Source organism: Methylobacterium sp. CM6247, from assembly GCF_054817925.1.
This window is the reverse complement of the sequence record NZ_JBTXKX010000003.1, coordinates 1,388,740-1,410,044: the sequence shown is the minus strand read 5'-3', so window position 1 is coordinate 1,410,044 and position 21,305 is coordinate 1,388,740. Positions and strand designations below refer to the sequence as shown.

General features: G+C 62.2%; 17 protein-coding genes and 1 tRNA gene. 13 read left to right on the top strand and 5 right to left on the bottom strand.

The window, feature by feature from the left end; genetic code table 11:
• Nucleotides 1-358 precede the first annotated feature (358 nt).
• Together ACYQOP_RS07435 and ACYQOP_RS07430 are read left to right on the top strand one after the other, a co-directional pair.
• Nucleotides 359-1,114 (top strand): alpha/beta hydrolase, encoded by a 756-nt coding sequence (locus tag ACYQOP_RS07435; RefSeq protein WP_461221922.1) that lies wholly within the window; start codon nt 359-361, stop codon nt 1,112-1,114.
• 257 nt (nt 1,115-1,371) lie between these two features.
• Nucleotides 1,372-1,710, top strand: coding sequence for a hypothetical protein (locus ACYQOP_RS07430; RefSeq protein WP_461221921.1), 339 nt, complete (start codon nt 1,372-1,374; stop codon nt 1,708-1,710).
• 444 nt (nt 1,711-2,154) lie between these two features.
• Here the strand turns inward: ACYQOP_RS07430 and ACYQOP_RS07425 are convergent, their stop codons facing one another.
• Entirely contained in the window at nt 2,155-2,700 is a 546-nt protein-coding gene (locus tag ACYQOP_RS07425) for a recombinase family protein (RefSeq protein ID WP_461221920.1), read from the bottom strand.
• A gap of 413 nt (nt 2,701-3,113) precedes the next feature.
• Between ACYQOP_RS07425 and ACYQOP_RS07420 the strand changes: the two genes are divergently transcribed.
• Genes ACYQOP_RS07420 through ACYQOP_RS07410 form a run of 3 tightly spaced genes read left to right on the top strand, consistent with a single transcriptional unit; the run spans nt 3,114 to nt 6,963 of the window.
• Nucleotides 3,114-4,037 carry a HamA C-terminal domain-containing protein gene (locus tag ACYQOP_RS07420; protein WP_461221919.1) on the top strand — a complete coding sequence of 308 codons (924 nt, stop codon included), beginning with the start codon at nt 3,114-3,116 and terminating at the stop codon, nt 4,035-4,037.
• The gene (locus tag ACYQOP_RS07415; protein ID WP_461221918.1) at nt 4,034-6,646 is read left to right on the top strand and encodes a DEAD/DEAH box helicase; all 2,613 of its coding nucleotides are present in this window, start codon (nt 4,034-4,036) and stop codon (nt 6,644-6,646) included. The genes ACYQOP_RS07420 and ACYQOP_RS07415 overlap by 4 nt, the downstream gene beginning before the upstream one ends.
• 35 nt (nt 6,647-6,681) lie before the next feature.
• A complete protein-coding gene (locus ACYQOP_RS07410) occupies nt 6,682-6,963 on the top strand; it encodes a DCL family protein (RefSeq protein WP_461221917.1) in 282 nt (93 codons plus the stop codon).
• A gap of 93 nt (nt 6,964-7,056) precedes the next feature.
• Here ACYQOP_RS07410 and ACYQOP_RS07405 read toward each other — a convergent pair whose 3' ends face one another.
• Complete coding sequence (locus ACYQOP_RS07405) at nt 7,057-7,749, bottom strand: TIGR02391 family protein (RefSeq protein ID WP_461221916.1); 693 nt, start codon at nt 7,747-7,749, stop codon at nt 7,057-7,059.
• A 427-nt stretch (nt 7,750-8,176) separates the two neighbouring features.
• On the opposite strand from ACYQOP_RS07405, the gene ACYQOP_RS07400 reads away from it, so the two are divergent.
• On the top strand, nt 8,177-8,977 hold the full coding sequence (locus tag ACYQOP_RS07400; protein WP_461221915.1) for an AbiJ-NTD4 domain-containing protein: 801 nt from the start codon (nt 8,177-8,179) through the stop codon (nt 8,975-8,977).
• Between the two features lie 8 nt (nt 8,978-8,985).
• Nucleotides 8,986-9,930, top strand: a complete 945-nt coding sequence (locus tag ACYQOP_RS07395; protein WP_461221914.1) for a TIR domain-containing protein — start codon at nt 8,986-8,988, stop codon at nt 9,928-9,930.
• Nucleotides 9,931-10,631: 701 nt separating this feature from the next.
• Here ACYQOP_RS07395 and ACYQOP_RS07390 read toward each other — a convergent pair.
• Together ACYQOP_RS07390 and ACYQOP_RS07385 are read right to left on the bottom strand one after the other, a co-directional pair.
• Nucleotides 10,632-10,707 (bottom strand) — tRNA-Lys (locus tag ACYQOP_RS07390).
• Nucleotides 10,708-10,810: 103 nt separating this feature from the next.
• Nucleotides 10,811-12,385, bottom strand: a complete 1,575-nt coding sequence (locus tag ACYQOP_RS07385) for a 2-isopropylmalate synthase (RefSeq protein WP_461221913.1) — start codon at nt 12,383-12,385, stop codon at nt 10,811-10,813.
• Between the two features lie 511 nt (nt 12,386-12,896).
• On the opposite strand from ACYQOP_RS07385, the gene ACYQOP_RS07380 reads away from it, so the two are divergent.
• From ACYQOP_RS07380 to ACYQOP_RS07365, 4 genes are all read left to right on the top strand, one after another.
• Nucleotides 12,897-13,382: an SRPBCC family protein gene (locus ACYQOP_RS07380; protein ID WP_056422573.1), complete on the top strand. Its 486-nt coding sequence runs from the start codon at nt 12,897-12,899 to the stop codon at nt 13,380-13,382.
• A gap of 168 nt (nt 13,383-13,550) precedes the next feature.
• Entirely contained in the window at nt 13,551-13,913 is a 363-nt protein-coding gene (locus tag ACYQOP_RS07375) for a hypothetical protein (RefSeq protein WP_461221912.1), read from the top strand.
• Nucleotides 13,914-14,257: 344 nt separating this feature from the next.
• A complete protein-coding gene (locus ACYQOP_RS07370; RefSeq protein WP_461221911.1) occupies nt 14,258-15,625 on the top strand; it encodes a hypothetical protein in 1,368 nt (455 codons plus the stop codon).
• Between the two features lie 131 nt (nt 15,626-15,756).
• The gene (locus ACYQOP_RS07365) at nt 15,757-16,554 is read left to right on the top strand and encodes an ABC transporter permease (RefSeq protein ID WP_461221910.1); all 798 of its coding nucleotides are present in this window, start codon (nt 15,757-15,759) and stop codon (nt 16,552-16,554) included.
• Nucleotides 16,555-16,570: 16 nt separating this feature from the next.
• On the opposite strand, the gene ACYQOP_RS07360 is transcribed toward ACYQOP_RS07365, so the two are convergent.
• Nucleotides 16,571-19,183 (bottom strand): bifunctional acetate--CoA ligase family protein/GNAT family N-acetyltransferase, encoded by a 2,613-nt coding sequence (locus ACYQOP_RS07360; protein ID WP_461221909.1) that lies wholly within the window; start codon nt 19,181-19,183, stop codon nt 16,571-16,573.
• A 99-nt stretch (nt 19,184-19,282) separates the two neighbouring features.
• Here ACYQOP_RS07360 and ACYQOP_RS07355 point away from each other — a divergent pair, with 99 nt between their 5' ends.
• Both ACYQOP_RS07355 and ACYQOP_RS07350 read left to right on the top strand, forming a co-directional pair.
• Nucleotides 19,283-19,945 (top strand): class II aldolase/adducin family protein, encoded by a 663-nt coding sequence (locus tag ACYQOP_RS07355; protein WP_461221908.1) that lies wholly within the window; start codon nt 19,283-19,285, stop codon nt 19,943-19,945.
• A gap of 564 nt (nt 19,946-20,509) precedes the next feature.
• Entirely contained in the window at nt 20,510-21,004 is a 495-nt protein-coding gene (locus tag ACYQOP_RS07350) for a Ros/MucR family transcriptional regulator (RefSeq protein WP_461221907.1), read from the top strand.
• The last annotated feature ends 301 nt before the right edge of the window (nt 21,005-21,305 follow it).

Sequence of the window (21,305 nt, the reverse complement as noted above, 5' to 3'; positions counted from 1 at the left end):
TCGGTTGGCCGGCGACTTGGCCGATATCGCAGAGTAAGATGGGCGATCCATTATTGGAAACTATACACAAGGTATGGGCGATATACGTGCGTATGATAGGAATGGTTTTTGCGCACGATTATTGTTCTATTTGAATGGGGCGAACCTGTTTCTTCCCCGAGCCTCCACCTTGAATCCGGGGTGGCATCGTCACGGTTCGATGATCGATTTCTCAGGCGGCGCCACTGGGAAAGGCCGAAGTCGGCGTCAATCAATCGAGCATGCGGTTCGACACCGAAGCCAGCAACCTGCAGCACGATCGGAAGGTAATCCGGGAATGGATAGAGTTGTTGGAGGGACGGCTGCCATCTGCATGACGATGGCTCTGGCCGCTCCCAGTGTGGCAGACGCCGGCGAACGCTTCGAAACCCTCAAGGACTCCGGGGGCTCCGGTTTCCATCTGATCCTGATCTTGCCCGAGGCACCGCTTGGGGTCATCGTCATGCTGCCCGGCGGCACCGGCGACATAGGCATTCGGCGCGACGGTGGGATCCGGCACGGCAACAACTTCGTCGTGCGAACCCGAGACCTCTGGCTCGCCCGCGGCTTCGGCGTCCTTCTTCCCGATGCAAGCGACGGCATCTCCCTGCGCGGCGCACGCAGCACCGCCCGTTACGCCGCGATCGTGGGGGATCTCGTCACGCTGGCGCATGAACGATCGCCCGGCCCCGTGTTCCTGCTCGGCACGAGCCAAGGGTCGATCGCTGCCATGAACGGCGCGGCTCACCTCGGTCCATGTTCGATCGCGGGCGTTGTCCTGACGGAATCCGTATCCCGCCCGGGGGGATCGGGGGAGACGGTCTTCGATGCCAGGCCCGATCGCGTTCGAGTGCCAGCTCTGGTCGTGGCCAACGATCGGGACGCCTGTCCGGTGAGCCCCCCGGAGGACGCGGCACGCATCGCAGCGTCGATGTCAGCTTCACCCGCGGTCGAGGTGCTCCGGATCTCGGGCGGCGAGCCGGGCTCGAAAGCGTGCGGGTCTCTCTCGCCGCACGGTTATCTTGGAATTGAAGCCGACGTCGTCTCGGAGATTGCAAAGTGGATGTCAGCCGCCTCTCTTCATCGATATCAATGAAATTCACGATCTTTTGTCATCCGGTCTTGCGCGCCCCTGCGTGTCCGATCATCTGCCGCTTCGGAAGAGGACAACTTATCAGTTCACAACATTTAATTCAGTAATAATCAGATTTCTCATCACGCAAATCATAATTCCATCGCCCATTGATTTGATATTATATCTCTAAACCAAAGTATGTATTTCAATATACTGCAAAATCATTACATGTTTTGTCGTTGTAGCATGTAATGCGCAACGGAAAACAGGAGATCGTCATGAGTAAAAAGTTCTTCGTTCCACTCGTGCTATTCGTCGGTATGGCAACCCCTGCCTTGGCCGAGGGGACCCGCACGATCCAGGTCTGGGGCGCCAATGTCGACGTTCCGAAAGCGTGGTCGCAGCCCTACGTGCCCCCCGCCGATCGGGCGCAACGGAGTCCGCTTCGTTGGGCTAACATCCGACCGTCGAAGCAGTATTCCGCGACGACCTCCGATGTTTCCCTCTCCAGGGGCGATGAGGACGGCGATAACGCGAAGAATCCCGCCCTGCCGGGTTACGAACGCGGCAGGGGGCAGGAGACTGGCGGACCGGCCCGTCAGTTGATCCCTGACTGACCGATCGCGTCTTCCCCTTTCGGAGGTTCTCAGCGCCGTGCGGAGTATCGTCGCTGGAATTGGGGCCGTTTGTTCGAAGGGGGAATGCTCGTTCGTAGTGTTTTCCGACGACGTGGATGTCGATCCGCCGCAGTGGGTGCGAAAGGCCTTCGATGCCCTTAACGATCTACATCGCGAAGGCGGAGGATCCTGGGCTTCGGCAAGCCCGCGCCGTGACGGGGATGCACCGAACACGGTGACCGGGTACTAGAAGCCGGGTCGATACCCGCCTGCCAGAACCCGCCAGGTCGCCTCAAACGCGGCTAGCGGGGTGTAGGAATAGCCGTTCGAGGTCTCGATCATCGAGCGAACCACGCGGCCGATCTTTCACACTTGCTTTTAGAAAGCAGACTGGCAGAAATCCACCCTTTAGGGACATAGCGATGGCTTGATACATCCGGCCCGTCAGGACCCGCGGAGCACCCGGTATACCTGCATTCGGGAGCAGCCCAAGGCCGCAGCAATCGCCGCGGCCCCATTGCCGGCCTTCGACAACGACATGATCTGCGCGCGGTCGAGGCGGCGCTTACCGCCGACATAAGCACCGCTGCCCTTCGCCCGCTCGATGCCCTCGCGCTGGCGCTCCTTGATGAACCGTCGCTCCATCTGCGCGACCATGCCGAGCACGGTCAGAACGACGTGACCCATTTCGCCTCGGGTCGAAACATGTGGGTCGAGCACGGTGACATGCGCACCGCGCTGCTCGGCCTCGTGAATGAGGTTGAGGACGTCTCGCGTGTCGCGGCCCAGGCGGTCGAGGCGCGTTACCACGAGTTCATCGCCGGGCCGAAGGAACTCGAGCACGGTCTCCAGTTCGGCTCGGCCATCGCGGCTACCGCCGGAGACCTTTTCCGACCGGATTACGCCGCAGCCTTCGGCTTTCAGCCGGGCGATTTGCCCGTCGAGATCCTGATCAAGGGTGCTGACGCGGGCGTAACCGATGCGGGCCATAATTTGTAACCTCAAGCTTTAGGCCCGAGGCTACGTTGTCACAAATAGCCGGTGTCAACCCAAATGTTACGATGACCAACGTCGGCTATGTTACGTCACAGCAGGGTATACCCTGATGTCACTCATATACGCCAGCGTACACTTTGCGGCATAAGCAGACACTAAGGCCCTGACCAAGATGCGGACCTTCGGCTTCGTGTTCAATTCGGTCAATCGAAGAGATCAACGCCGATCCTGAGTCCTGTCGCTTGTTCATCTGAGTTGCGCCTGTCGCCAAGGGTTCGCATTAATCGGGACACGCCCTTGTCGCACGATGGACTAATGCCACGTCGGCCATTAGACAGGGATAGATCATCGTTATCGAACGGTCACTTAAATGGGGGGGGCGTCTGTCAAACATAACTGACGCCGATTTGGCTGCCGCGCTGACTGGTGATCCAGAGGCGCTCGATGTTCATCTCTCGTTGATAGAGCGAGACGTATTGATCGACGGGCATGCGGTCAAAATCCACTGTCACTGTCTAGCAGTCGATGGAAACGGCTGGGTCCAGCCGCATCGACTTGCTGAGTTCATGCGTAACGCTGTCGCAGATTATGCAATCCCGAGATCCCAACTCGCGAAAGCGAAAGCGCGGGATCAGAAATACAACAGCACCGAAGCGGTAACCGCGTTGGTTGAACAGGCGAAACGTTCCTTCACGGATCTCGCCAAGACGGGTGAGGGCGGCGAAATGCTTCTCTTCCTGCTGGCCGAGCGCTTCCTGAAACTTCCGCAGATCCTGTGCAAAATGGATCTAAAAACAGACACCCGGATGCATTATCACGGTGCCGACGGCGTGTACGCGGGGGTTACGCCAGGGGGCGTTTTGAAGCTCTATTGGGGCGAATCAAAGATCTACAAGAGCGTGGCCCCAGCCATCCAAGATTGCCTCGCGTCCCTCGCGCCCTTCCTCATCGAGCCCGAACATGAAGATGCCGAGCGGGAGCGCGATCTCATCCTTCTCAGCGACAAGGCAGATCTAAGCGACCCCACGCTCACCGAAGCGTTGAAACGATATTTCGACAAGAACTCGATTATGTCAAAGCGGGTTCAATATTGTGGCGTTGCGCTTGTCGGCTTTGACGCAGGATTTTATCCAGGGGGCGGCGTCAAGGCGATCGCCGACCAACTGGCGGATGCTGCACGCGTCGCACTTGAGACGTGGAGAAAGAAGATTGGCGAGCGCCTACAAACCGAAAAGCTTGGGCTTTTCGAGATCGAGTTCTTTTGCCTGCCGCTCCCATCCGCCGAAGCTTTCCGGAAAGCCTTCCTGAAAGCCATGGGCGTCGCAATATGAGCATCGCCGATCTTCAAAGCTGGCTGATCGAACAGGGCATCGAGGAAGAGCTCAACCAGCTCACGCGCCACACTGTGCGCAACGAAATCGCCAATTTGGTGCCGGAACCCGATGCCGTGACGGCGCCAGTCGATTGGCAACGCCTCATTCTCGCCGCCAGCATTCTCGCGCGGTCCGATACGCGCTTTCACCAAGAGGCCGCGCTTCGGATAGCCACGAGCGCCGTTACAATGTCGAAGAGTGGTGCAGTCATCGATGCCGGCGCTGTCCTTCTCGGCAAGCTGTCTAACTTTCGGGCGGTGGCTCTAGCAGGCAAACGCGCGCTACTTGCGGACGGTCTGAACGGCCGGCTAGGCATGAGCCTGCGCATCGAAACGCAGCGTCGCCAAATGGACCAAGCAGTTCTCGTAGAGTCCAGCGGGCGCTGGCTTCAGGTTAACGACTTCCAGCAACGCTTCTGGGAGAAGGCCGCCGTCAACGGCTGGGTTTCGGCCTCGGCCCCGACCGCGTCCGGTAAGACATTCGTGGTCTTGCAGTGGCTGGTTGATCAGATGCATGGCGGCGGCAAGCGTGTTGCGGTCTATCTTGCACCCACCCGAGCACTTGTCTCGGAAATCGAGACTAATCTCGAACTAATATTGGGAAAGCCCGGATCGATCCAGGTCGCATCGCTGCCGCTAATAGAGAAATACGATGCCGCGCGCGCTGGCGGCGCGCCGCTTATCCTCGTTTTCACGCAGGAGCGCCTACATCTGTTCGTTAATCTCGTTGGCGGCAATATCGCTATCGATCTCCTGATCGTAGACGAAGCCCACAAGATCGGCGACAACCAACGCGGTGTCATTCTACAAGACGCGGTTGAGCGCGTCAGTCGCGCAAATCCCTCGCTGAAGCTCGTCTTCATCAGCCCGGCGACGCAAAATCCCAGTGAGCTCCTGGCGGACGCCCCCGACGGAACGGCGACGGCGCCCGTCGACAGCGATGTGCCGACCGTCTTGCAAAACGTCATTATCGCCGAGCAGGTCGCCCGCAAACCCAAGCTTTGGAAGCTGTCGATCGTCAAAGCCGATACCAAGCACTCGATCGGTACCCTGAGGCTGGCCAGTTCGCCCACTGGCCCGACCAAGAAGCTCGCTTTCATTGCCGCGGCCGCAGGCGAGCAAGGCGGAACCCTGGTTTATGCAAACCGGGCAGCGGACTCAGAAGAGATCGCTGACCTGATTAGCCAGCTTATTCCGGCCATCGACACGATTGATCATGAACTCCTCGAACTCGCGGACCTAACGCGGAAGGGCGTACATCCGCAATACAAGCTGGCGCTCCTCGCGGAGCGCGGCGTCGCATTCCACTACGGCAACATGCCATCTTTGATCCGGCTCGAAATCGAACGCCTCTTCCGAGTTGGCAAAATTCGGTTCCTCGTGTGCACATCGACCCTGATCGAGGGCGTGAACTTGTCCTGCCGAACCATCGTGCTGCGTGGACCGCGTAAGGGGCTTGGTAATCCTATGGAGCCCCACGATTTCTGGAACCTCGCAGGCCGCGCCGGCCGTTGGGGCGACGAGTTTCAGGGCAATATCATCTGTATCGATCCCGGCAACGCGCAGGCCTGGCCGCACGGCGTGCCTGCAAGAGCGCGCTATCCGATCAAGCGCGAGAGCGACGCGGTGATTGAAACGGGCACCGGGCTGGCCGATTATCTCGACCGCCGGGCCACGGCACAGCTCTCGGAGCTTGAAGAGGCCAACCGATACGAACAGGTCGGTTCCTATCTGCTCACGACGTTTCTTCGTCTTGGGTCCATCGCGCAGGCCGGCTTGGCGAAACGGCACGACAAGGACCTCATCGAACGGCTCGACCACAGCCTCGGTGCCATCGCCGAGCAGATCGAGATCGGCGCCGACATTGCACACCGACATCCCGGCATCAGCGCACTTGGTCTTCAGCGGCTGCTCGACGCCTTCCGTCGGTATGAAGGTGACCCTGAAAATCTTTTGCCCGCGCCTGTCGACAGCGAAGACAGCTACGATCGCTTCGTCACAATCATGCGCCGCGTCAATCACAACATGTACCCAGCGTTTGTGCCCGAGGGCTTGATACCGCTCTACGCACGCATTGTAGTTCAGTGGCTCAAGGGGTTTTCTCTAGCCATGATGATCAGGCGCAATATCGAATATCACATCAAAAACAGAAAGTCCTATAAGCTGCCGACACTGATCCGCCAGACAATGGAGCATGTCGAGCAGATCGCACGCTTTAAGGCGCCCAAATATTTCTCCGCATATATGGACGTGCTTCACATTCACTTGCGCGAGATCAGGAGAGATGACCTCGTCGAGGACGACCTTGATATCGGCACGCAGCTGGAGTTCGGCGTGTCGTCTCGAACTCTGTTGTCGCTTATGGAACTTGGCCTCTCGCGCATGAGCGCGGTAGCTCTCTACGAGAAAATCGCTAAGGACGATCTCAACAAGGACCAGTGTCTAGCCTGGGTTGCCGAGCGCGTCGATCAGCTCGCGGGCATGGACATTCCGGCCATCATTCTCCGCGAGATCCTGGAACGATTATACCCCGACGCCGGCGGCCAGACCGTGCCAAGCTCCTCCTGATCTAGAAAGGTGACTGCATGCCCTCTAAGCCAATCATGATCGGTGCGTTCGAGTTCCCTAAACGAGGCGATGCTTACGCCTTCCTAAAAGCGATGCTGGCCCGCTACGACGTAGGCGACAAGGTGAGCGCCGCAGACAGCGACATTCTTAGGGATGCGCTCGCACTTCATCCAGAGTCCGTCGCCAAAATCGACACCGGCATCCAGTCCTTTAGCGTGCGGAGTGCGGATTTCGGAACCAAATGCTTCTGGGTGAACCGGGTCGACGGCTCGACAGAGAAGTTCGCGCTGCGAGCCTGCGTTTACGGCGATAAATGACGCTGATGACCAACAGACCGCGCCGTTTCAGCCGGATCTGATGCTCCGCCCTGTTTTAAGAGATCGTAGCGTAAGCTGTTTCACGTCATCGGTTCAGAACCGCTGCGGCATGTACGATGCGTCGATGCGCCGGTGGATGAGCGATGCGAGCGTGAGCAAGTCCTCAGCGTCCGCCTGCGACATGGCCCAGTTTACCCTGGCCTCATGCGCGGTCGGGTTGCGGAACATGCCGAAGACGCCTTTCAGCAGATTGGCGAAGCCTTTCTGCTCGTCGCGCTCGCTCTTGGTCGCGAGCGAATTAATTGCCAGCATCGGCTGGTCTCCGCCAAGCGCGCGATCAATGAGAACGGCGCCGTCGTCCTGCAGACCAGTTCGCGTCCGGAGCTTGTCGCTGATCGACTTCACCGCCTCGAGCGTTGCGTGGAAATAGTTGTCGACGAGAAGCTCGCTCCGACAGAAGCGCAGGACGTCGGGATGAACGCCGCGCAGTTCAAGGTCGGCGCGCAGCTCCCGCGCGCGGCGCTCAGCTTCGGAAAGGGTCGTGACGGCAGCGGCGGAACCGAGCACCCCGCCGTCGTCGAAGGCGAGGCCAGCGAAGGCCAGCGCCGCGTTGACTTTGGCCCGCAGTGGTTCGAATCGATGAGGCGCAGCGAGGTAGCGCTCGGGTTTCATTGCCTGACGCAGCAACTTCAGAATGGCACCTCGGTCGCCACGTCTATTTTGGCTCTCGACGAAGGCGTTGTGGAGCCGGTGCCGCTTGGTCGCGCCAGTACCGGGATCCGTCATAGTTGCCACCAGTAGGAGGTGGCCGATCTCACTCCCGGTCAGCCCATCGGTGGTATCGCCGAGGGCGGCCGCGAGCGCTTCGATTTGGCTTTGACTAAAGGTGGCCAGAGTCGCTCTCGATCGCTGTTAAGGGTCATACTTATAAGGGTGAGACGCCGTATTCTCTGAGGGCGGCTGGCGGTAGTGGTCGAAGCTTCACCCGCTGAATGCGGGAGGTAGATTTTCGGGGGCGCCCATGCCAAGGCGGTTGAACCGCTAGTCGGGAACGTCCTGCTGAAACGGATTCGGCCCGAGATCCGAGCTGGGGGCGATGAGCATTCAACCCCACCTCTCTCCGGTTATTGCTCGACAATGTAAGCCGAGACCTGTTCGAGTCTCCGGGGCGCGGCAGGTGACCCAAGCCATAATGAGTAGGTGCTGTCTCATCATGTCCGACATGCAGTCCTTTTCTCAACGCTTTGGGTATCGCGCGGAAGAGCCGGCGATCACTGTGCGCGAGGATACGCCGGACGCTGTGCGCTACGGGATCGTCATGCTGGCCGACACCCTCGGCCTTAACCCCAGCAATGCAAGGCTCGAGGTTTGCGGCATCCTCCTAGTCCGCCCCGATTCGAGCAACTGGTCCGAATACCCGAACGTCTTCGGCGAGGTGCTGTCTCTCGTCGAGAGCGCCCCGTGGTATCGTGTCTACGACATCGCCGAAGGCTTTTATGGTCGGCTGGTCTCTTCCGACTGGACGCGCGGCCAAAACTTCCAGAACCGCTTGAACGAGCTTTTCCGGGAGCACGGCGTCGGTTGGGAAATGCGTAACGGTCGCATCGTCGCCCGCGGTTCGGAGGCGTTCGGGCAGGCGCTGACCACGGCGACCGATGCGCTGAAGGCAAGCGGACGCAACACCGCCGCCAGCGAGCTCCACGAGGCGCTTCAAGATATCTCGCGTCGGCCTCAAGCAGATATCACCGGCGCCATCCAGCACGCTATGGCCGCCTTGGAGTGCGTCGCGCGCGATGTGACGGGGCAGCCGTCCAAGACGCTTGGCCAGATCGTTCCCGATCTCCAGCTTCCGAAGCCGCTCGACACCGCGCTTGAAAAGCTGTGGGGGTTCGCGTCCGAGCAGGGGCGCCACATCCGCGAGGGTCGCGAACCTCGCTTCGAGCAAGCGGAGCTCGTCGTCACGGTAGCGGCCGCCGTTAGCGTCTATCTGCTCCGGGCCGTCGAGACGAAGTGAGGTGCCCGATGTTCAATGTGATGGTTACAGCCGGCGACAACGCTTGGGAGGAGGGCGTCTATGTGTGGGATCGTTCGCGCATCCTGGAATATACGGACGGTGCGATCCGTGAGCCGCTGAAGGGGCTGTCGGCTGATGCGCTCGAAGAGCTCGCCAACCTACCGACGCTCTTTATGTACGAGCGCTATGCCGAGGGCACCCAAAGGGTGGGCGCCATCAAGCGCGTCCAGCAGCGAGGGTCCGAGATACGCATCATTTTCGAATTTGACGATACGGTCGGACCGCTCAACCTTGAGCAGATCGAGGCGCTGCAGTGGGATCTTGGCTTGGCCGAGTTCGAGTTCACGCGGACACACTGGGCGGTTAAAAAAGGTGATCTCTACGCGATCCTGCGGGAAGCGGGCCACCTGCTAGAGCCCGTCGCAGCGGCCGCGGCGCCCGCTGCCGAGGCTGAGCCGCCCCCAGCGGTCGACGTCACGCCAGCCAAGGTCTTCCTTGTACACGGTCGCGATGAAGCCGCTAAACATACGGTCGCACGTTTCTTGGAGCGTCGCGTCAGGCTCGATGTCATCATCCTCAGCGAGCGCCCGAACCGTGGGCGCTCGATTCTGACCAAGTTCCGGGATGAGGCGGACGGGGCCAGCTTCGCGATCGTGCTGATGACGCCCGACGATCTCGGCCACCTTCGCCCTGGGCTTCTGCCGGCGGACGTCGCCGCGCCCGCGCCCCAGCCCCGGCCGCGTCAGAACGTGATCTTTGAACTCGGCTTCTTCATCGGCCAGCTCGGAGCCGATCGAGTGTGCGCTCTGGTGCCGCCAGGGGTCGAAAGACCCTCGGATTATGACGGCATCGTCTATGTCCCGCTCGACGATCAGGACGGATGGCAGAAGAAGCTGGTGACAGAGCTCCACGCCGCTAACGTTCCGGTCTCAGCGACATGGTGGCAGGCGTAATCAGTTGAAGCGAAGTCCTAACAAGCCGCCCGTCTCGGTGGCGTCAGTCGCTTGGTCGGGTGCACGAAAGTGTCGACTCCGAACCCTGGATGGAAGCCGACGCGGGGCAGCGTGGCGGACGTCAACTTCCCACGCAGCGGACTTACCAAGCGAACGCCTCGCCGGCTCGTGACGGCAGTTTCGCCATGCACGGGTCGGGATCAGCCCGGCTCCGATGAGCAAGACGCCTCACGCCGCGCTGCACGTCAGCTTTTCTGCTCGGCCCTGTCGGGAGTGGATCATTCCATTTCGGCCACCAGCGTCGCTTGGGCGGCCCACTACACTGCATTGAAGCGGACCTCCCCAGCGCCTCCTTTGGGCCAAAGGCTGCAATCGATCCAAGCAGCCGCTTCTGTTGAATTACGCGAGGCAGCGTTGCCCTGTTGCTTCAATGCGTGTCGGCAGTGAAAAAGGGTGGCCATGCAAATCCGACGGCGCCGCATGCTTCATGAAGCGACCTGCCATTCAAACTCATCCGCCTCAGCTAGGATCGACCCAACTCGCAAAATTGTAGAGTGGTACGAACTCACCGCGCTCAGGCGCTTCAGTCCGCTTAGAGTCAGCCTAGAAACAGGCAGGAACTTCTACAGCGAAATGGTAGCTATGTGGTCGCTAGCGATTTTGAAGGAACTAGCAACCATCGGCTAAGTGATTGAATTATTTGGTGGGTGCACAAGGGTTCGAACCTTGGACCCGCTGATTAAGAGTCAGCTGCTCTACCAACTGAGCTATGCACCCATTGCCTTGCGGCAATCACGGCGGCCACCAAAACCCGCTGCGACGAGGGGGCTGATAGCAAAGGCCCCGGAGGGTGTCCACCCCCGGGGCTTCATTTTCCCGGCTAAACCGATGCGGCGTGCTGGGCGTGGAGGCGGACCGCCGTCGCCGAGAGCTTGTTCAGGGCCGAGAGATAGGCGCGGGCCGAGGCCACGAGCGTATCGGGATCGGCGCCCCGCGCCGTCACGCTGCGGTCGCCGGCCTTGAGGCGGACGGAGACCTCGGCCTGGGCGTCGGTGCCCTCGGTCACGGCATCGACCTTGTAGAGTTCGAGCTGCGCCTCATGGGGGACCAGGGCCTGGATCGCGTTGAACACCGCGTCCACAGGGCCATTGCCGTCGGCCTCCTCGGTGACGATGCGGTCGTCGATGGCGAGCTTCATCGTCGCGCGCTGGGGGCCTCGCGTCCCCGCGATGACGGAGAGCGAGACCAGGCGGATGCGATCATGGGCCGTGGCGAGGTTCTGATCGACCAGGGCCTCGATATCCTCGTCGTAGACGTGCTTCTTGCGGTCGGCGAGCGCCTTGAACCGGTCGAACACGTCCTGCAGCTGATTGTCGGCGAGATGCAGGCCGAGCTCCTCCAGCTTCGAGCGGAAGGCCGCGCGGCCCGAATGCTTGCCCATCACCAGCGACGTCTTGGCGACGCCGACCGAGGCCGGGGTCATGATCTCGTAGGTCTCGGTATGCTTGAGCATGCCATCCTGGTGGATGCCGCTTTCATGCGCGAAGGCGTTCCGGCCGACGATGGCCTTGTTGTACTGCACGGGGAAGTTCGTCGCGTGGGAGACGAGCTTCGAGGCGCGGGTGAGCATCGTGGTCTCGATGCCGGTCTCGTAGGGCATCACGTCGCCGCGGGTTCGGATCGCCATGACGATCTCCTCGAGCGCGGCGTTGCCCGCGCGCTCGCCGATCCCGTTCACCGTGCACTCCACCTGCCGGGCGCCGCCCTCGACACCGGCCAGCGAATTGGCGATGGCGAGGCCGAGATCGTCATGGCAATGGACCGAGAAGATCGCCTTGTCGGCATTCGGCACCCGCTCGCGCACCTGGCGGAACATGCTGCGGTATTCGTCCGGCGTGGCGTAGCCCACCGTGTCGGGCAGGTTGATCGTGGTCGCGCCCGAGCGGATCGCCGCCTCGACGCAACGGCACAGGTAGTCGATCGGCGTACGCGTCGCGTCCATGGCCGACCATTCCACGTCCTCGACGAGGTCGCGGGCCTGCGCCACGGTCTTGAGGATGATCTCGATCACCTCGTCCTGGGATTTGCGCATCTGGTGGGCGAGGTGGATCGGCGAGGTCGAGACGAAGGTATGGATGCGGCCGCGCCGGGCGAGGCGGACGGCTTCGCCGGCCCGCGCGATATCGGCGGGAATGGCGCGGGCGAGGCCGGCGATGGTGGCGCGCTTCGCGCGGCGGGCGATCTCGGAGACGGCCTCGAAATCGCCGATCGAGGCGATGGGGAAGCCCGCCTCGATGATGTCGACCCCCATCGCGTCGAGGAGTTCGGCGACGGCGAGCTTCTCGTCCAGGGTCATGGTGGCGCCGGGGCATTGCTCGCCGTCGCGCAGGGTGGTGTCGAAGATGAGGACCCTGTCCTTCGGAGAGGCCGCGGTTGGGGCGATGATATCGGTCATGGCGTGTCGTCCTGTCGGAGGCGCGGTCGCTTCGGGACGCGGCGCCTTTTAAACCCATCGATCGGCTCGACCGGACTTTTCGGAGTCACGGCCGCGAAACGATCCCCTGAGTGCCCAGGCGCAGGCGCCCGGCCGGCCCTCAGGGGCGGATAAGGAGGAGAAGGCCGGCGGAAAGAGCACCAGGGCGCGCAGAACCGCGCGCGGCCGTGAAGGCAGCGTCGGCGATGTCCTGCGTGGAGCCGGCGGTGGCCAAGGCTCGTCTCTCCCGAATGGCGTGACAGGCGCGCGAAGCACGCGGTCAGGCGGCTACGTAAACCCCGGCGCTTCCGTTGACAAGGATCGCACTGCGACCGCCCCGACCGGTGTCAAATCTTCGTGGGCTTTACTCGGAGCCATTGCGCCGGCCCGGTTCGCGACCAGCCTTACCCCTATCCGCTCGCTGCTCTTTGCACGGTGGCAAGGCGCGGACCCATCCGCGCTTATAAATCAACCGGAAGGAAACCCCTCTCTCATGTCGCGCACCTTCATGCGTCGCCTCGCTCTGCCGGGTCTGGTCCTCATCGCCGGCACCGCTCCGGGCTTCGCCATCGACCTCACCAAGAGCATCGACATCGCGGCTCCGCCGGCCAAGGTCTGGTCGACGATCGGCGATTTCTGCGGCATCGGCACCTGGCACCCGGCCATCGCCAAATGCGAGCCCTCCTCCAAGGGAAGCACGATGCTGCGCACCCTCAGCCTCAAGGGTGGCGGCGCCATCGTCGAATCGCAGACGGCACGCGACGACACGGCGATGCGCTACACCTACGCCATCGTCGAGAGCCCGCTGCCGGTCTCCGATTACTCCTCCACCCTCGCGGTGAGCCCGAAAGGGTCCGGCTCGACGGTGACGTGGACGGGAACCTTCAAGGCGAAGGGCGTCCCGGATACGGTCGCGGCCGATGCCATCACGGGAATCTACGAATCCGGTCTCGCGGCGATCGCCGAGAAGGCGAAATGACCCGCTGACACGAGACTGGAATATGACGACATGGGATCGTCGCCGGAGCCCAGGCCCGGCGATTGACCAGCGGGTTGCGTGAGGGCAAGAACTTGCCCGAAGAGCGAGATTCCGGCGCAGCGGCCACGCTGCGCCGGCCCGTCGCGCCGGAACGTGAAGGAAAGCTCCGTGACCGAGAACCTGGTGCTACCACGACGCGCCGGCCTGACGCTGGTCACCTGCCTTGCCGGTGCGCTCGGCGCCTGCAGTGCATCCGGTCCTTCCCCTAAAGCGGCGGTGGCGCCCATTGCCGCCACGGTCGCTGCCGCCCCCGCCCTGGCCCCCTCGCCGACGGGCTCGGGCTGCGGTCCCAGCATCGCCCGCACCCAGGCCGTGGTCGACAGCGATGTCGCGACCGGCAACCTCAACCCGCCGGTGGGCGCGCGCTTCTCGGCCGACCTCGCCCGCGCTTCCGAAGCCTGCAATGCCGGGCGGGACCGTGAGGCCACCGCCCTGCTTGCCGCCGCCAAGGCGCGTTACGGCTACCCGTAGACCGAAGCGGGTCGTCGTTCGTTGCGCTTCGCCCTTCGGATGCGCATGTCCTGATCTGGCGTTAGCGCTGGCCGCGAGGCGCCCGGATCTCATCACGAAGGCGTGACGGCACCCCACCGGTAAATGGCGCGGCGCGATGGGAGACGTGCGCAGGACATGCGCCAGAGCCGCTCTATCCAGCAGAATACTGCTGGAAATACCTGCCTTTCCCGGCGATCACTTGCAAGCTCTCGTCCGGCGACTTGAAAGCCACACGGGCCACATCCCTGCTGCGCCGCCATAAAAGGGCCGGGAAATGACCTACTGTCAGGGACGACGAATTTTGGTGACAGGCCCCGCGACGCATGAGCTCAGCGCCCAACAACATCACGCGCTTGCCGACCGCGAACGTGACCGCGATCGAGACTAAAGACGCGCTGGCCAAGGAGGAGCGGGCCCGGGCCAACGAACTGGCGTTGAACGACGACCGCGAGATGCTCCCCCAGCGGGACGACGAAGCGCGGCGGGAACTGGCGCTCGAGGGCGCGGATGACGAGACGTTTTCCCTCGTTCCCATGCCACAGCCCGATCACAACTGGAGCTATATGCTGATCAGCTTCGGCATCGTCGTGCTCCTGCCCCTATGCCTGCTGGGAATGTATTTCCTGTTCCTCGCCACGCCGCAATACTTTGCCGAGTTCCGATTTTCGGTGACCGAGGTGACCCCCTCGGCTGGCCCTCTCGGCGGAGGGGCGAGCGGGGGTACGACTGCGGCGGCAGTCGCCAGCGCCATGGGCAGTCACGGCGCTGCAGTGAGCAGCGGCAGCGCGCAGAACTTCGTCGTGATCGACTATCTCAAGAGCCGCCAGGTCATCGACGAACTGTCACAGACCGTCGATGTCCGCGAGATCTATAGCCGCCCCGAGATCGATTGGCCGAATCGGTTCGACAAAAGCCGGTCTACAGAGCACTTGGTGCGATACTGGAACAAGATGGTCTGGGCGAATTACGATCCGCTCACCGGGCTCGCCTCCGTCGAGATCAAGGCGTTCCGTCCCGACGATGCCCTGACCATCGCCAATCAGCTCGTCACCTTGTCTGAGACCCTCGTCAACAAGATCGCCAAGCGTGCCGAGGAAGATGCCGTCAAGTTCGCCGAGAAGGAGGTCGTCCGGGCCAAGGCCAGCCTCGACAAGGCCCGTGCCGCCATGGCCGAGTTCCGTGAAAAAGAGGGTGTGATCGATCCGATACCCAGCGTCGTTTCGGGCAATACCCAGCTCATCGGCACCCTGCGCGGATCGGTGTCACAGCTCGAGGCGGATTACGACACGATCCGCAGGCAGAATCTCAGCGAGACGGCCCCCTCGGTCCTGGCCCTCAAGTCCCGCGTCCAGGCGGCACGCGAGCAACTGGCTTCCGTCGAGCGCGAAGTCTCCGGCAGCCGCTCCGGCCGCAATGTCCTGGCGGGCGTCGTCGCCCGGTTCGAGTCACTCGATATGGATCGGCAATATGCGCAGGCGATCCTGCTCACGTCGTTGCAATCCCTCGACCGTGCGCGGGCCAGCGCGGCCGCCCAGCATCTTTATCTCACGCCTTACGTTCGCCCAGCACTACCCGAAAGTGCTGGCGGCCCGCGCGTCCTCCTGTCGATGATGCTCGGAGGCTTCGTGCTGGCATCGATCTGGTTCATCGGCCTGCTCAGCGTGCGCTCGCTCCTGAATGGTCGCGCCTGACCGAAACAAACCGTCGGCAACAGACAAAATTTCTAGCTTACGACGAGGCAACACTTGGCACGAAGCCCATGAGGGCCAGTCCCGCAACCGGCCCTCGACTAATCTGGTATCCTTGGACCTCGACTAAAACGATGGCAAATTCTTCGATCGCGCTTCCGACCACCTCTTCGAAGCCAAGAGTACGACCATGGCTGACGATCGTGGTCGCGTTGATTATCCGTGATTTCGGACTCCGTTTCCGCAATTACCACCCGGCCATCGGTATTCTACTCTTTATCGAACCGATCGTCGTCATCGCGACCATGTCTGGATTGAAGATCTTTCTCTTCGGAACAGAAGCGCCTTTCGGATCATCAGTCATTCTCTTCATGGGAACCGGCATACTTCCATTTTATATCTTCCGGCGCTGTGCCAGCGGCGTCCGCAGCCTCAAGTCGAGAGCCGCAGAATATTACCTGGTTAAACCATTTGATTTTCTTTTATCTCGCTTCTTGATTCACATTATACAAAATATAATTCTGATGATTATCTTTTTTTCTGCGCTTTATATCTACGGAGTTCGAGAGGCTGCGCCCGGGTCACCCGATATGTGCTTTATCAGCCTCTTTGCCATTGCTTGTTTTTCTATAGGGATCTCACTCATCAATACAAGCATCCAGTCGTATTTCCCTGGCTGGGCGCAAATTTACGGATTCTTGAGCAGACCACTCATGATGTTAAGCGGGGCATTCAAGACAGTCGACCTGTCCCCTGAACCTCTTCGAACGATTTATTCATGGAATCCGCTCTCGCACATGATTGAGCTGTTCCGGCTGGGATTCTATCCGAATTATCCTCACGCGAGCTTCGATGGGATTTATCTGACCAAATGGTGCGCGGGCGTCATCGTCGTCGGGATCCTGTTCTACAACAATAAAGCCAAAGACTGATTCGATTAGTCTTTGGCTACGGCACATCGAGCGCTAGGCTCACCTTCATCACAGTGCCGTCATCCTTGTCCGGATGGGCCGAGAAGCCGAGGTTGCGGCATACGGCCAGCATGGGGCGGTTCTCCCGAAGGACCGTGCCCTCGATGCGCTTCAGGCCCTCCGCCCTCGCCCAGTCGATCATCAACTGCATCAGCGCGAAGCCGAGGCCGGTGCCCTTGCGATCGCTGCGGACCAGGATGGCGTATTCGCCGCTCTCATGGTTCGCATCCGCGTGCAGGCGGACCGCGCCGAGCATCGACGCCGTCTCCGCGTCGATGGCGACGAAGGCGATGGCGCGGGCATAGTCGAGCTGTGTCAGCCGGGCCAGGAAGGCATGGTTGAAGTCGCGCACGGGCATGAAGAAGCGCAGGCGCAGATCTTCGGCGCTGACCTGCTCGAAGAAGCTCTTGAACAGCCCCTCATCTTCTGGCCGCACCGGGCGCACGGTGACCCGCTCGCCCTTCAGCACGAGATTGCGCTCCCATTCCACCGGATAGGGGCGGATGGCGAAGCGCGGGTTCCGGGTGCCGCCGCGCCGTTCCGGGGCGGGGCCGATCATCACGCGGGCATCCAGGGCCAGCACGCCATTGGCATCGGCGAGCAGGGGATTGATGTCGAGTTCGCGCACCTCCGGCAGGTCGGCCGAGAGTTGGGCGAGCTTGACCAGGACGAGGCCGAGCGCCCTCCGGTCCACTGCGGGCACGTCGCGATAGGCGGCAAGCCGCCGCGCCACCCGCGTACGGTCGATGAGTTCGCTGGCGAGCCGGAGATCGAGGGGAGGCAGGCTGAGCGCCCGGTCGTCGATGACCTCCACGGCGACGCCGCCCCGCCCGAACACCACGACCGGGCCGAAGACGGGATCCTCGGCGAGGCCGGCGATGAGTTCCCGGCGCTTACCCTTGCGCACCATGGGCTGGACCGCGAACCCCATGATCCGCGCATCCGGCCGCTGCCGCCGGGCCCGGGTGAGGATGTCGGCGGCGGCGGTGCGCACATCCGCCTCGCTGGTGAGGTCCAGGCGCACCCCGCCGACATCGGATTTGTGGACGATGTCTGGTGAGACCACCTTCAGCGCCACCGCGCCGCCCTCGGCGATGATGGGCCAGGCAGCCGCCGCGGCGGCATCGACATCGGGAGCGAGCGTGAGCGGCACGCTGTCGATCCGGTAGGCCGCCAGGAGGCCCGCCACGGCGAGGGGATCGAGCCAGATCTCCCCCGCCTCAATGGCGGTCGCCACGATGGCGCGGGCGGCCTCGACATCGGGCGAGAATTCCCGCGGCAGAGAATCCGGCGTGCGCATCAGGTCGTCCTGCGCCTCGCGGTAGCGGACCAGATGCATGAAGCCTTCCACGGCATCGGCATCGGTGGCGAAACGCGGGATGCCGGCGGCGGCGAGCACGGCCCCGGCCTCCCCGTCGTCGCCCACCGTCACCGCGAAGACAGGCTTGCGCCGCCCGCCCTTGCGCCGGGCGGCACTGACCGTGTCGGCGATGGCCGAGGCGACACCGGCGCTGTCGGAGCGGGCCGTCGGCACGTGGATCGCCAGCACGGCGTCGTTGGCCGGGTCGGCGAGAAGGGGCCCAAGGGCGTCGGCATAGGCCTGCGCATCCGCCTCGACGCCGAGATCGGCGGGATTGCCGCCGAGCCCCGCCGCGGCCAGCGTGCCGCCCCGGTCCGCGAGCCTGTCGGCGGCGAGCGCGCCGATGCCCTCGCCATTCCCCAGGATGGCGAGGCGCTGGCCGGGGAAGGGGCGCTGCCGGCCCAGCGTCTCCACCGCCGAGAACATGGCGTCGAGCCCGTCGACGCTGAGCAACCCCGCCCGCCGGAACGCCGCCTCGTAGACGGCATCCGGCCGGGCGAGGGCGCCGGTATGGGTCACCGTGTGGCGCAGGGGCGCCTCGTGGCGCCCCGTGCGCAGCACCAGGACGGGTTTGGCGCGCGCCGCCGCGCGGGCGGCCGACATGAACTTGCGCGCATTGGGAATCACGTTCAGCGACAGCAGGATTGCGCGGGTGTGGATGTCCGCGGCGAAATGGTCGAGGCAATCGGCGATGTCGATGTCGCAGGCGGCGCCCAGGGACAGGACGGCCGAGAACCCGACATCACGATGCGCAGCCCATGCGACGATGCCGGCGGCCACCGTGCCCGATTGCGAGATGAGGGCGAGATCGCCGGCTTTCGGCGCCGCCGCGAACAGACTGGCATCCAGTTGGGCACGCGGTACGATCAGCCCCATGCTGTTGGGGCCGAAGAGGCGCATGCCCCATTGCCTCGCACGGTTGCGCACCGCCTCGCAGAGGTCCTGCGACAGGCCGGACGTGAGGATGGCGGCCACGGCGACACCCCGCAGGCCCGCCTTCTCGACCCAGCCTTCCACCGACGCGGCCTCCGCGACGATCACGACGAGATCCGGCGTGTCATCCAGGTCGTCGAGGGTGGGAAGGCCCGCTTCGCCGACGAGATGAACCGGGCCGGCGAACCCGGCCTTCTCCAGATTGCCGACCACGGCTTGGCCGAGCGCGCCCCGGCCGAGGCCGACGACCGCGATCGCCCGTGGCGCCAGCAACGCCTCGAAGCGATAGGTGCTCATGAACTGGCGTGACCTTCGATCAGGCCGGCGCGGCGGAATGCGACATCACGCCGACCGGCACGGTATAGGGCATGGGTCTCTCGCGACTCGGGGAACCACATGTCAGAACCAGAAGCTTACGAGATTTCCTGCGCCATCGTCGAGGCGATGCGGTCCCTGATCTCACTGGGACTGAGCCAGGGCACCGCCGGAAACGTCTCCGTACGCTATCGCGACGGCTTTCTCATGACGCCCTCCGGCATCCCGGCCGACGACTTGCGGCCGGAGGACATCGTGCCGATGACCATGGCGGGCGGTCATGACCATGCCCTCGCCCCTTCTTCCGAATGGCGCTTTCATCGCGATATCCTGCAGCGGCGACCCGAGATCGGCGCCGTCGTGCATGCCCACCCGACCTATTGCACCGCCTTTGCCATCTGCGGACAAGAGATTCCCGCCGTCCATTACATGATCGCGGCGGCGGGCGGCCCGACTATACGCTGCGCACCCTACGCGCCCTACGGTACGGAAGAGCTCTCTGTCGCGGCCGTCGCGGCCCTGGAGGATCGCCTTGGTTGCCTGCTGGCCAACCATGGCATGATCGCCATCGGCAGCAACGTCACGAAAGCGTTGTGGCTGGCGGTAGAGATGGAAGCACTATGCCGACAATATGCAGCCGCGCTGCAGGTGGGCAAACCAATCATACTGTCGGATGCCGAGATCGCCCGAACCGTCAGGCGGTTCGAAAGCTATGGACCGCGAAGCCGGGACGTAGCGCCGTGAGAACATCCGACTCTGTCGGACGGAACCGGGTGCGATGATTACGTAGAACCGACTGCATCGCCCCTCATCTACGGCTTGAACGGTCTTTCGGCAGCAGATTCCCAGAAAAACTTTTCTTCTCCTGCGCAACGGGAGGCTGTTTCGGCAGCCGATTCGACGGACGCTTAGACATTCTTACAAAGCGTGTAGTTTATTTCGGAAGCCTACATTCAAAGTTGCGAAACTGACCTAAAATAGCTCAGACCTGGGCAGCAAGGTTCCAATTCAACAAATAAATTGCCGTTTCTATGGTCGCCTGCAATTTTTTTCAGAGCTGAGGGGATAAAAAAAATCCTCTCCCTCCCGGTAACATCAGCCAATTCTGCGGTGCTTGAAGCTCCCCCAACAGACCCGAAGCTTCATTCCAGTTTTCATTAAGGATGTGGTCTTGCCATAGCCTCTTGCGCTTTGTTAATGGCTGCCCTACGAACTGCCTAGTCAACTCATGTTGATTACAAGACCCTTCCGCCCGCATCGATCGGTGCCTTGGGCCGGTCTAAAACTGTCCTACTTCCGGGGGTGAGCGTGGAACTCGAGAACGACGTTGTAACGGATTACATTGAGCTTACCGCCGACATCGTCTCGGCATTCGTGAGCAACAATTCCGTACCTGTTTCGGATATCGCAGCGCTGATCGCATCGATCCATGCGACCCTGAGCAACCTGACGGCGGCCGCTTCGCCGGAGAAATTCGAGCCGTTGACGCCGGCCGTATCCATCAAGCGTTCGATCACGCCGGACTTCGTCATCTGTCTCGAAGACGGCAAGAAGTTCAAATCGCTGAAGCGTCACCTTCGGACCCGCTATTCCATGACGCCTGACGAGTATCGGGCGAAATGGAGCCTTCCGAGCGACTATCCGATGGTTGCCCCGAACTACGCAGCCGCACGGTCGGAACTGGCGAAGAACATGGGTCTGGGCCAGCAGCGCCGGAAGACCCGCGTAAAGCCCCCCGCCGCCGAAGCCCCGACCTCTCCCGCACCGCGGGGCCGTCGCCCCCGCGCGGCTCTGGCCTCCTAAAGCCTCTCTGCCGAAGCGGATGCCGCTTTGGCTAGAAAGAGCGTGACACAACGAAGGCCTGGAGCTGAAGCAGGATGAGACGACGCGGACAATCGCTTCGTCTAAAGCATGCACGGTAGGACGAACACGGAGAGCTGCATTCGATTTGACACAGTCATGTCGGATGTAGCTCTACGTGTTTTTGATCTACCGTTTCAGGCTTGCGAACGCTTCATCGAGCTTCGTCGCGGAATCAGAGGCTCTCTCGTTTGAGAAGGCGAGTGGTGCCCCGCTCTCTGACGAGCGGACGATAGGTGTGCCG